The 11,677-nt window shown below is 43.7% G+C and carries 10 protein-coding genes and 5 pseudogenes; all 15 read left to right on the top strand.

From position 1 onward, the window contains the following. Positions 1 to 74: 74 nt before the first annotated feature. On the top strand, positions 75 to 1,958 hold the full coding sequence (locus tag JCM19037_RS06635) for an ABC-F family ATP-binding cassette domain-containing protein (protein WP_042399149.1): 1,884 nt from the start codon (positions 75 to 77) through the stop codon (positions 1,956 to 1,958). Positions 1,959 to 1,980: 22 nt separating this feature from the next. Next, positions 1,981 to 2,421, top strand: a complete 441-nt coding sequence (locus tag JCM19037_RS06640; protein WP_042399152.1) for a peptidylprolyl isomerase — start codon at positions 1,981 to 1,983, stop codon at positions 2,419 to 2,421. Positions 2,422 to 2,543: 122 nt separating this feature from the next. Then, positions 2,544 to 3,079 (top strand): annotated as a pseudogene (locus JCM19037_RS06645) (HD domain-containing protein). A gap of 373 nt (positions 3,080 to 3,452) precedes the next feature. Further along, a complete protein-coding gene (locus JCM19037_RS29190) occupies positions 3,453 to 3,869 on the top strand; it encodes a M20/M25/M40 family metallo-hydrolase (RefSeq protein WP_307189738.1) in 417 nt (138 codons plus the stop codon). Positions 3,870 to 3,906: 37 nt separating this feature from the next. Beyond that, positions 3,907 to 4,425 (top strand): annotated as a pseudogene (locus JCM19037_RS29195) (peptidase dimerization domain-containing protein); the annotation flags it as partial. A 16-nt stretch (positions 4,426 to 4,441) separates the two neighbouring features. Continuing rightward, the gene (locus tag JCM19037_RS25600; protein ID WP_193744686.1) at positions 4,442 to 4,609 is read left to right on the top strand and encodes a hypothetical protein; all 168 of its coding nucleotides are present in this window, start codon (positions 4,442 to 4,444) and stop codon (positions 4,607 to 4,609) included. Between the two features lie 82 nt (positions 4,610 to 4,691). Further along, the gene (locus JCM19037_RS06655) at positions 4,692 to 5,111 is read left to right on the top strand and encodes a phosphatase PAP2 family protein (protein WP_042399156.1); all 420 of its coding nucleotides are present in this window, start codon (positions 4,692 to 4,694) and stop codon (positions 5,109 to 5,111) included. Positions 5,112 to 5,387: 276 nt separating this feature from the next. After that, positions 5,388 to 6,569, top strand: a complete 1,182-nt coding sequence (pgsB, locus tag JCM19037_RS06660) for a poly-gamma-glutamate synthase PgsB (RefSeq protein ID WP_373900499.1) — start codon at positions 5,388 to 5,390, stop codon at positions 6,567 to 6,569. 14 nt (positions 6,570 to 6,583) lie between these two features. Then, positions 6,584 to 7,032: pseudogene (gene pgsC, locus JCM19037_RS06665) on the top strand (poly-gamma-glutamate biosynthesis protein PgsC). Between the two features lie 34 nt (positions 7,033 to 7,066). Then, complete coding sequence (locus JCM19037_RS06670) at positions 7,067 to 8,206, top strand: CapA family protein (protein WP_042399158.1); 1,140 nt, start codon at positions 7,067 to 7,069, stop codon at positions 8,204 to 8,206. A gap of 54 nt (positions 8,207 to 8,260) precedes the next feature. Further along, positions 8,261 to 9,925, top strand: coding sequence for a gamma-glutamyltransferase family protein (locus tag JCM19037_RS06675; RefSeq protein WP_052363624.1), 1,665 nt, complete (start codon positions 8,261 to 8,263; stop codon positions 9,923 to 9,925). 38 nt (positions 9,926 to 9,963) lie between these two features. Then, entirely contained in the window at positions 9,964 to 10,107 is a 144-nt protein-coding gene (locus JCM19037_RS25605) for a hypothetical protein (protein ID WP_193744316.1), read from the top strand. A gap of 191 nt (positions 10,108 to 10,298) precedes the next feature. Beyond that, positions 10,299 to 10,751, top strand: a complete 453-nt coding sequence (locus tag JCM19037_RS06680; protein ID WP_255357866.1) for a cytochrome c biogenesis CcdA family protein — start codon at positions 10,299 to 10,301, stop codon at positions 10,749 to 10,751. Then, a pseudogene (locus tag JCM19037_RS28300) lies at positions 10,669 to 10,980 on the top strand (cytochrome c biogenesis protein CcdA); the annotation flags it as partial. The gene JCM19037_RS06680 and the pseudogene JCM19037_RS28300, both read left to right, overlap by 83 nt. Positions 10,981 to 11,097: 117 nt before the next feature. After that, positions 11,098 to 11,677 (top strand): annotated as a pseudogene (locus JCM19037_RS26865) (collagen-like protein); the annotation flags it as partial.

Here is an 11,677-nt window from a genome sequence, read left to right on the forward strand (position 1 = left end):
ATAGTATAAGCAAAACTGATGGAATTATTTTTTGTGTAACGTATGATAAGATAGGGGAGTGAAAGGGGCCGTTTATGAGTGTAATTATTGCACATTCCTTAAGAAAGACATATGGAGAGAAAATACTATTAAACGATGTATCATTTAGTATAGAGTCAAAACAACGAATCGGATTAATTGGGGCTAACGGTACAGGGAAGACGTCGCTTTTAAATATTCTTTATGGGGGTGATTCTCCTGAGCATGGTGAGGTGAATCATGCAAACAAATTCACGGTTCAATATGTAACGCAAGAACCTGAACTCGATGAAAGTAAAACGGTTTTAGATACGGTGCTTGATGGACCGTCGACGGTGATGCGAACGCTGCGTGACTACAACAAAGCGCTCGTAAACTATGAGTTACAGCAAGGGTCTGACGCTTCAGAACAAGCGTTGTTTAAAGCGCAAGCGAATATGGACGCCCATGATGGCTGGGCTGCAGATACGAAAGCGAAAACGGTGTTATCAAAGCTCGGTATTAAACAACCATCTGCGCTTGTTGGCACACTTTCTGGTGGACAGAGAAAGAGGGTGGCTCTCGCACGGGCTCTTATTGAACCTGCAGACTTGCTCATCTTGGACGAGCCGACGAACCATCTAGACGCAGAAGCCATCGCTTGGATGGAATCATTTCTTCTTCAATACGAAGGCGCAATCGTAGTTGTAACCCATGATCGCTATTTTTTGAACCGAGTAACGCAAACCATTTTTGAACTAGATCAAGGAAATTTATATCAATATGATGGAAATTACGAATTGTATCTGGAAGAAAAAGCGAATCGTGAACAACAGGCCATCAAATCAGAAGATCGTAGACAAAACATTTTGCGTCGAGAGCTTGCTTGGCTCCATCGAGGAGCGAAGGCCCGGTCGACAAAGCAAAAGGCGAGAAAAGACAGAATACATGACATGAAATCGCAAACCGGTCCAAAAGAAGAAGAGCAACTTTCTTTTTCGACGGCTAGCACTCGTTTAGGCAAGAAGGTGATTGAAGCCGTTCATCTCTCAAAACAAACACCGACGGGGACGTGGTTGTTTAAAGACGTGGATGAGCTCATTACCCGGGGGGAACGCATCGGTATTGTTGGAGCAAATGGAAGTGGCAAGACGACATTCCTTAATGTGTTAGCGAAACGCATTCAACCAGATGCAGGGGAAGTCATCCAAGGTGAAACCGTGAAGATCGGCTATTTCACACAAGGTGAAATGGAAATTGATGATAGTCAACGAATGCTCGAGTACATTCAAGAAGGTGCATCAATCATTACGACGAAGTCAGGTGTGCAAATCACTGCAGAACAAATGCTTGAACGTTTCATGTTCCCTCGCTCAATGCATCGCACACTGATTTACCGTCTATCTGGTGGCGAGCGTCGTAGGTTATATTTGTTAAGGGTGTTAATGGAGGAGCCGAATGTACTGTTTTTTGACGAACCGACGAACAATCTTGATATTCCAACATTACGTATTCTAGAAGAATATTTGCTAGATTTTCCAGGGTCGGTCGTGACGGTATCCCACGACCGCTACTTTTTGGACCGGGTCACCGAACGACTTCTTGTGTTTCGTGAAGATGGCAACATTGATCGATTCATGGGGGATTACGAAGACTATGTGAAACAGGTCGCCGAACACGCGAAAGAATCCAAACACACCGATAAGGAGAAAACAAAACCTGTACAACCGAAACAACGAAAAAAATTATCATACAAAGATCAACAAGATTGGAACACGATTGAAAGCCGCATTGACAGCTTAGAGCAAAAAAAGGCAGAATTAGAAGAGGACATGAGTCGCTCAGGTAGTGACGCGTTATTGTTGCAAGATCTGCAACAGCAAATTCACGAGCTGGACAATCAGATCGAAGCATTGATGGAGCGGTGGTCTGAACTCGCTGAACTCATGGACGAACAGTAAACCAAATTAACGGAGGAATATGATGGCTAAAAAAGGATACATCCAAATGGAAAATGGCAACAAAATTGAAATGGAGTTTTATCCAGACGCAGCGCCGAATACCGTTGCAAACTTTGAAAAGCTAGCGAATAGCGATTTCTACAATGATGTGACGTTCCATCGTGTTATTCCAGGATTCGTTGCTCAAGGCGGAGACCCAACAGGCACTGGAGCTGGCGGCAGTGGCACAACGATCAAATGTGAGACAGAAGGAAATCCTCACAAACATGTTCCAGGATCGTTATCAATGGCGCATGCTGGTAAAGATACAGGTTCTTCTCAATTTTTCCTCGTTCACGAAGCGCAACCTCATCTAGATGGCGTGCATACCGTATTTGGACAAGTAACGAGTGGAATGGACGAAGTGCTTGCAATTAAGCCAGGGGACAAAATGAAAGAAGTACGTGTCACAGACGAAGCATAATAAGAAATAGAAAAAAGGGATGGGCGAAACAACGTCCATCCCTTTTTTGTTTTATGAAAAAAACCTTGAAATACCCTGATCATTTATGATACGTTTAAATGAAAAAATAGGAGTGGATCACCATGAATCACGTCACACTTTATGATCTTTATTCCCACCCAATTGCGAAGAAGTTTATTAAACGCTCAGGCTAGATCATGCAATTTCAACGGCTGAATCTGCATTTTACTTTGCCTGCAAGAGCCAGGTTCACCCAGAACTAGCGGTGAAGGCAGCTTTTCTTCACGACATCGGACATTACACATGGTACGGTGAAGATGGCGAGTGGAACTTCCATTCTTACAAAGAAAATGATATTCACGCAATAAAGGGTGCAGAACGTGCGCACAAACTATTGATTCGTCTCGGAGAAGATCGAAAATCGGCAAAAGAAATTGCACTAGCCATTCTACTGCATACAGATTCTTATTTGCCTTCAGGAGATTTGCAATTAACCCCGTTACAAATGGTCGTCAGTCAAGCAGATGAAGCGAATGAAGAACCAGATGGGTTGCACCATTACCGAATGATCGATGAGAAAGAAGCTTTGCAAAGAATTAGAGGTTTGGACGAACTTGTCCAACAAACATCAAGAGCATATGAAAAACAATCGAGTTAGGCCCAAAAAGGAATGTTCAATCCTTTTCGGGCCTATTTTTATTCAGTGGCAAATCGTTAACAATCAGCGTGTACTCACGTATAATAGGACAAAACGGCAAAGGGGTTCTTTTCATGGCTCAATATGAACAAGTGTACCATGTTCTAATGAATAACAATGATGTGAAACAGATGCTGTCATCCATCAATGCGGATGATAAAAATACATTGGACGAACAAATAACGATTGCACAAATTCCTGCGCCCCCTTTTTCTGAACACGAGCGAGCAGACTACATAAAAAAATGTCTAGAAGAGTTAGGTCTTCTTGATGTAAGAAAAGATGAAGAGGGTAACGTATATGGGCGAAGAAAAGGGGCCGGCAATGGGCCACATTGTTCGTTTCAGCGCATATTGATAGTGTCTTTTCAAAAGATACAGATACAACAGTGTCAGAAAAAGACGGCATTTACTATGGTCCCGGTATTACCGATGATGCAAGAGGCCTAGCAGCGTTACTTACGATTGTTCGCGCATTCCAACAAAGCGCCATCGAGACGACTGGAGACATAATATTTGGAGGTACAGTTGGGGAAGAAGGTCCTGGGGATCTTCGCGGGGTGAAAGCTTTTTTCAAAGATAATAGGGACATTGATGGTTTTATTTCAATTGATGCTGTTTCTCCAACTGAAATCATATATAATGGCACAGGCAGTTTTCGCTACATCGTAACGTATAAAGGCCAGGTGGTCATAGCTTTGGGGCATTTGGTACACCGAGCGCCGTTCATGCAGCTGCACGGGCGACTGTGAAGCTGGCTGATCTTGAACCTCCACCGACCCTAAAACGACATTTAATGTAGGGGTGTTTGAGGGAGGAACCATCCCGACAGCTATAGCTGAAGAAGCGAAATTAGCGATTGATCTTAGATCCAACGGAGAGCCTGAACTTGATTCAATAGAACAAACGATGTTTCGTTTTCTTCAAGAAGCAGCAGATGAAGAGAATCGTAAATGGGCATTTTCTTCTGAAGAAGGTGTAGGCTATACGATTGAACAAATTGGCGATCGACCGGTAGGTAGTCAGTCATCGTCAACTGAAATTGTAGAAACCGCTTGGTATGCAACCGAGGCACTAGCACTTGCTCCCAGTCTTGCCCCTCCGGCAAGTACGGATTCCAATTACCCGATGAGCATCGGGGTGCCATCAATAACACTTGGAGCGGGTGGACAGGCTGGTGGTGCACATACACTTTTGGAATGGTATCGACCGGAGAAAGGCTACCTCGGTCCGCAACGGGTACTTCTAACGATTCTTGGCCTTGTAGGAACAGTGGGAAACTCCCCAACACTTAGAAAAAGAACATAAATTAAAGAGGGATTCGATGGGAAAACGTATGATTGGCGTGCTATTGCTCGCCTTAAGCACGATTGGTTTCACATTTTTAATGTTACCTGTAGGACAGTGGCTAGATGAAACAATTTTACGTGCCTCCAGCCAATTCATTCTGGAGAAGAGGGCGAAGGGGTATACCGATTTTTTGAGGTGGTGACTCATTACGGAGATTCACTATTCTTTATGATCTTTTTCGTTTTGCTCTTCCTTTACTTAATGAGCAAAAGAGATGGATGTTCATGCTTTTTAGTACCGTCTACCTTTTTGGAGGCGTTGCCTTAAACACCGTTCTAAAACAGATCATTCAAAGGGAACGGCCAGGTGGCTTAGAGAGGACAATCGACTTTATTGGGGAGCCGTTAAACTTATTGTCATATAGCTTTCCGAGCGGTCATTCCTTTCGAGCGGTCATGATTTCCATTTTAATGATCTATCTCATTAAACAAGTAATGAAGTGGGGGAAACCTGCACAAATTACCGCAGGGGCAGTCCTCGTTATTCTTGCTCTTTTAACAGTAGTAAGCCGCGTCATTCTTGGGGTTCATTTTCCGACGGATGTCATAATGGCAACGATCTATTCCATCGTCTGGTTCGTCATCTTATTACTCATTATAAACATCGCACTCTCCGTTTGGAACAAACGAGAAAAACGGGTGTAACGCAAAATAACAAATAACGACAAACCAGTTAGACTCCCTAGGTTCACTGTAACGAAAACAATACATGTATCATGCATAAAGCAACGAATATAGTAAAAACTACAAGCAGAAACTGTAACATTTTACAATATATGAAAAAATAGTTGTGGAATGTAGTAGTTTGAACGCAAATTGTAACAGCATTGAAACGGAACAGACTAGATTATCCAGTATAATTAACGTATACTCATCAAGGAAATCGTTTGGAACAGCGTGAAGAAAGTAGGACTTAGTGTGATAACCCTATTTGCAGGATTAGTATTACTGGGATTGCTCGGACTGGGCATGTACGAAAAAAAACAACATCAAGTTGAAGTCGACAAAATTCCACTACGGATTAATGTTAATGGCAGTCGAGGGAAGTCAACGGTCACACGGCTCATTTCTGGTGTGTTAATGGAAGATGGTAGGAAAACCGTCGGAAAGATTACAGGTACAGCAGCAAGAATGTTTTATTGGGACACCGATGAAGAGCGGCCCATTAAACGGCGCCCAGAAGGTGCGAACATTCGCGAACAGAAAATTGCTATGAAAGAAGCGGCTGACCGAGGTGCAGAAGTATTCGTGAGCGAGTGTATGGCTGTTGCTCCCGATTACCAAAGAGTATTTCAAGAAAGTTGGATGCAAGCGAACATCACCGTCATTGTGAATGTCGTAGAAGACCACATGGAAGTGATGGGGCCAACGCTTGATCATATGGTGGATGCTTACAAGGAAACCATCCCTTACGATGGGAAGTTAATCGTCTCACCTTCACCTTATGTTGAGGAGCTAAAAGCAGAAGCCAAACGGAGAAATACTCGTGTTTACGTTGCTGATCCTAAAGCCGTACCGAACTCCTACCTTAAAAAGTTTGAGTATATGCTATTTCATGAGAACGTAGCGCTGGCATTAGCCGTTGCCCGTGCATTGGACATTGATGAGAATACGGCTGGCCGAGGGATGTTGAAAGCGAAAGCTGCCCCTGGTGTCACGCGTGTTTTTCCTCTATTTGAGAAGAATGGTGAAGAATCCTTTTTCGTCAACGGTTTCTCAGCAAATGAGCCAGCATCAACAATGAAGATTTGGGAAAATGTCATTACGCTAGGCTACCCATCAAAAGAACCGATCATCATCATGAATTGTCGCTCTGATCGACCTGAGCGTACTGAACAATTTGCTGAACAGATGTTGCCAAACATAAAGATCGATAAGTTGGTGCTCATCGGCGAAGGGGTTGCACCTGTTCAAAAAGCGTATGATGAAGGACTTCTTCAAGTTAATGAACTAAAAGACTTGGAAGGTGAAGATGCGGATCAAGTAATGAGATATCTCGAACAAGTTGCACATGGACAAGTGGTGTTCGGAATCGGAAACTACCATGGAGCCGTTCCGCTCATTGAACAACTAGAGTCCAATAAAAAACCGGTATATGCGTAAGGAGTGGGCGTCGTTTGTTTGGTACTGAATTATACATTGCGCTAGTTATTGGCGTCGTGTTAAGTCTGATTTACACAGAGCGTACGGGAATTATGCCAGCGGGACTCATTGTTCCCGGTTATTTGGCACTCGTATTTGATCAATTGTTGTTTCTCGTTATGATTTTCTTCTTGAGTTTCATCACATACTTAATCGTCACGCAAGTCGTAGGTAGGCTAACGATTCTCTATGGTAGACGTAAGTTTGCAGCGATGATGACCGTAGGAATTCTTGTGAAAATGATCTTCGACTACTTTTACCCCATCTTCCCATTTGAAACCGTTGAGTTTCGAGGTCTCGGGTGATTGTTCCTGGTCTGATTGCAAATGCTTTTCAGCGACAAGGCGTTTTGCCTACGACACTGAGTACAATTGTGATAAGCGGGATTACATTCCTCATTGTTTCGTTTTTATATTTCCTATAGAGCGAGACGTGATGAATTCATATAGGCGAGGGATATGATGGAAGATAAACAGTTTACTTTCAAAGAGAAGATGTTAGCCTACACAAAAAAACATAAGAAAAAAGCGTTGCCCCATAGCATCATCGGGGTTCTTTTAACGTTTGTGATTCTGATGGCTGCCAACTGGTGGCCACTGCCAGAGCAAGAGTCTCTTGCAGAAAGTACAAACGAAGAAGAACCACGCTTAACTGCTTCATTTGTTGGCGATATTATGATGGGTCGTTACGTGGAAGATGTCATTGATTACCGAGGCTCAGACTTTTTGTTTCATTATGCAATGCCGTATTTTGACGAGGCGGATTATGTGACAGGGAATTTTGAACACCCGGTACTTATCGACGGGGAAGAATACGAGCAAGCAGATAAGGAAATTCCTTTACATGCACCGGAATCGTCAATCAATATTATGGAGAACGCTGGGTTTTCCGTCGTAAATTTGGCCAATAACCATATTCTAGATTATGGTCAAAAAGGTTTACAAGATACCATTGATCAATTTGCACAATCGAATGTGGATACGGTCGGTCACGTGCAACAGCCGTTTATTGACTACAATCAAATTGACGAGCAATTAACCATTGCTACAGTCGGCTTTAATGATGTGTGGGCAAGTGCTGATCGCTCGGGTGTTTTAGAGTCAGATCCATCGGAGTCACTTGAATACATTAAGGCGGCTGATGGAGAAGCCGACCTTGTCATTGTTCATGTTCATATAGGCGTTGAGTACACGAGTACGCCAACACAGAGGCAAGAAGACTTGATGAAAGCGTATGTTGATGCTGGAGCTGATATTGTCATTGGCCATCATCCTCACGTCTTGCAGTCTGTTGAGCACTATAACGATGGCATTATTTTTTATTCATTAGGGAACTTTATATTTGATCAAGGGTGGACCCGAACGAGGGACACTGCCCTTGCTCAATATCATTTATATGAGGATGGCCGCGCAGAAATTGAGTTGGTGCCATTTCGAATTCATGAATCACAACCTAGACCGCTTAATGGAGCGGGAGAGTCGTACTTCAGGCAAAGAATCTTCCAGCAACTGACAAAAGATACGACCGATGACAGTGTGTATGAGATCAAAGATGGGCGCTTAATATTCGAAGTCGACCATAGCCATGTGGTAGACTAGCGGAAGTGAAAAAACTGTCAAAAAATCGTATTCAGATGTCAGGGAGGGTTAGATTTGTCGAAAAGAATGACGGTTCTTATGTCAATTGCTGCCGTTGTGTTGTTAGCTGTGGCTGTAATGTTCTCAGGAAATGACGATACAGGCCCTGAAAATTCATCAGAAAATGTGGATGAACCATCAGGGAGTTCAAATGGTCCACAAGATGAAGAAGACGTACAAGTTGATCTTGGAGACTCCGGAGTGAGTGCCTCACACCCATACGCAGAAGAAGTTGGGGAAGCAATTCTAGCGGATGGAGGAAATGCAGTCGATGCCGCGATTGCGGTCGCATTCACGCTCGGTGTCGTTGAACCTTACGGTTCAGGCATTGGTGGTGGTGGCGCGATGCTCGTTCTCGATGATTTGAACGAATCGCCAATGGTCTATGATTACCGTGAGATGTCACCAGCACAAGGTCAAGAAAATTTAGCTGGTGTTCCTGGGTTTGTTAAAGGAATGCAGACCGTTCACGAAAACTACGCAACGATGTCTCTAGACGAGCTCCTTCAGCCGGCAATAAATTATGCAGAAGGTGGGTTTATCGTTGATGATATGCTCGAAGATCGTCTGTACCAGGCAAGCGCCAGGATTGACCAAGAATCTGCAGACCCGTTTTATCCTGGAGGCATTCGTATAAAAGAAGGCATGGAGCTCGTTCAAGAGGACCTCGCACAAACGATGAGGCGGCTTTTGGAAAATGGGTTTGATGATTTTTATACCGGGGAATTAGCTAATGAACTTGCTGGAGATCAAAACAGCATAACCGTAGAGGATCTTCAAGCTTATGAGGTTCTAGAAAGTCAAGCAGTTTCAGGAGAATTTAATGGATATACCGTCTATTCATCACCGCCACCGATGTCTGGTGTCACGTTAATTCAGCAATTACAAATGGCAGAAACAGCTGGGCTAACGGAGATGGAACCTGGATCTGCATTGTTTGGCCACACATTTATTGAAAGTGTTCGTGAAACGTATCGAGATCGATCGCGTAATATCGGAGACCCAACGACAAATCCTGACATCAATACCGATCAATTAACAAGTCAAGCCTATAGCGCAGGGTTACTTGAGGAAGTTGATCTGGATGAGATTAATGGGGATTCAGAAGGCATTGAAGCATCAACGGATGACCAAGGCAACACGACACATTTTTCAATTGCCGATTCTGATGGTATGGTCGTCTCTGCAACAAATACGCTAAGCAACTTTTTCGGTGAAGGTGTGATGGTTGAACAAGGGTATTTTCTAAATAACCATATGAACAACTTCGCACAAACAGAAACATCACCGAATGTGTATGCCGGTCACAAACGTTCACGAAGTTTCATTACACCTACGCTGCTAGTGGACCCTGCAAACCAACAAGTCATTGGGATGGGTAGCCCTGGGGGAAATCGAATTCCGCAAATCATGAGTCAGGTGCTTATTTACTCGGCACACCTAGACAGTTTAGAAGAAGCGATGAACATGCCTAGAATCACACATGGGACACATCCTGAGACTGGGGAACGTCAGGTTGTCGTTGAATCAAGTTGGCCAGAGGAGAGCATGGAAGAGTTAGCAGCCATGGGCCATGATGTGGATGCCTTTTATTCGGCCGTTTACTTCGGTGGTTTGCAAGTGCTCGTTGCGGATTTTGATGAGGGTCAAGTGCAACGAATTACTGATCCACGGCGTTAGATGTTTAATACAGCAATGGGAGAAAGGAATAACAAGCAATGAAATTTATTAAAGCTCTTTTACCGGTAGGAATTGTCGCAATTCTAGTGTTCGGCCTTTACGGTATGCAGTATGAAGATACGCTTTCTGGACAGGAAAGGGAAGCGATCGAGTTTCATACAAACCAAGATTCTCATGAATAAATGATCCGGCCCGTACTAGCCAACATCTCACCAGCTAGTGCGGGTTTCTTTATGCAACGAGTGATAAATTTGTTACAATCTTAGATTTACAAGGTTAAAAGTCCAAGTCGTGATATACAATAATACTAACAGCTTGGACTGGAGGTTAGATAATGGATGAAGTAACTTTAGGTGCAGCCTTTTTGGCTGGTATGGTCACGTTTTTTTCTCCATGTGTCTTCCCGTTGGTACCTGCATATCTTGCCCAATTGACAGGGACAGATGTGAAGGGTGGAGCAGTAAATGCCAACCGAGGACTCATTATATCTAGAAGTGTTGGATTTATTACGGGTTTTACGATTATCTTTTTGCTTCTGGGATTATCAGCGAGTGCCATTGGTACATGGTTTGCTTTATACGGGACATTGATTGAAAGAATTGGCGGGATTATCATTATTTTATTTGGTCTACAAATGTCGGGACTCATTTCCTTGCAATCCTTGATTACAGAACGCCGCATCTTTAAAAGAGGTCCGAAAAAAAGTCTCGAGTTTTTCTGGTTCAGTCGGCTTTGGGCTCGTATTCGCAGCAGGTTGGACGCCTTGTATAGGATTAATTCTAGGTTCGATATTGTATATGGCAAGCCAAGAAGAAACGATGTTTAGCGGAGTTGGTTTACTACTCGTCTATTCCATCGGTTTAGGCGTCCCATTTTTACTCGTTTCATTGATATTCTCTCAATCGTTGAATAAACTTAGCGGCTTGAATCGATACTTACCGATGATCCAAAAAACGAGTGGAGTTATTATGATCTTACTCGGACTTGCATTATTTACAGGTCTATTTTCGACAGTGTCTGCATACTTCGGATCTTTTGTCCCTGATTGGCTATAATGGGATTTGAAAAAGGGTACTCAAATTGAGTACTCTTTTTTTACCAAAATAATTGTGTAGCAAACGTACTTTTATCAACATAGGATACTATATTTCAATTGTTGAGGTGGTACATGAATGCATTTTCCATGGCACTTATGGAATAACAGACGAAATGACAGAAGGAATCAATATGACATTGAGGTGAACAATCAATTAATTAATGGTCCGGGAGTTGTTGGAGCGACCTCGTCATTCCCAACAGGCATAACAAATGGTGGAGGCGGTAATGGCGCCACAGGACCAACGGGCCCAACAGGCTCAGTCGGTCCTACAGGACCAGCAGGCCCAACGGGTCCAACAGGAGTTACTGGTGTCGGATTAGAAGGAGTCGTCGTTTATAACCCAACTGCACGCCCAACATATGTCGTCGGTGAGTTAATTTCTTTCAATGGAAGCATTTACCGCGTTGTGGTGGCAAGTCCAACAGGGACTCCAGGCACATCTCCTGAATATCAATTACTATTATCAGGTGTGACCGGGGCGACTGGAGCAACAGGCGTTACCGGAACAGGTTCGACCGGGGTAACGGGAGTGACTGGAGCAACAGGAGTGACCGGAGCGACGGGAGCAACCGGGGCCACAGGAATAACGGGAACAGGATCAACTGGAGCGACGGGAGTGACCGGAGCAACAGGCGTTACCGGGGCGACGGGAG

It is taken from the genome of Geomicrobium sp. JCM 19037 (assembly GCF_000698105.1).
Taxonomy (GTDB): Bacteria; Bacillota; Bacilli; order Bacillales; family Marinococcaceae; genus Geomicrobium_A.

Coding starts and splice junctions, on each gene's coding strand:
- JCM19037_RS25605 (WP_193744316.1), top strand. CDS start 9,964: ATGAAATTTATTAAAGCTCTTTTACCGGTAGGAATTGTCGCAATTCTA.
- JCM19037_RS06640 (WP_042399152.1), top strand. CDS start 1,981: ATGGCTAAAAAAGGATACATCCAAATGGAAAATGGCAACAAAATTGAA.
- JCM19037_RS06655 (WP_042399156.1), top strand. CDS start 4,692: ATGCTTTTTAGTACCGTCTACCTTTTTGGAGGCGTTGCCTTAAACACC.
- JCM19037_RS25600 (WP_193744686.1), top strand. CDS start 4,442: ATGGGAAAACGTATGATTGGCGTGCTATTGCTCGCCTTAAGCACGATT.
- JCM19037_RS06680 (WP_255357866.1), top strand. CDS start 10,299: ATGGTCACGTTTTTTTCTCCATGTGTCTTCCCGTTGGTACCTGCATAT.
- JCM19037_RS06670 (WP_042399158.1), top strand. CDS start 7,067: ATGATGGAAGATAAACAGTTTACTTTCAAAGAGAAGATGTTAGCCTAC.
- JCM19037_RS06635 (WP_042399149.1), top strand. CDS start 75: ATGAGTGTAATTATTGCACATTCCTTAAGAAAGACATATGGAGAGAAA.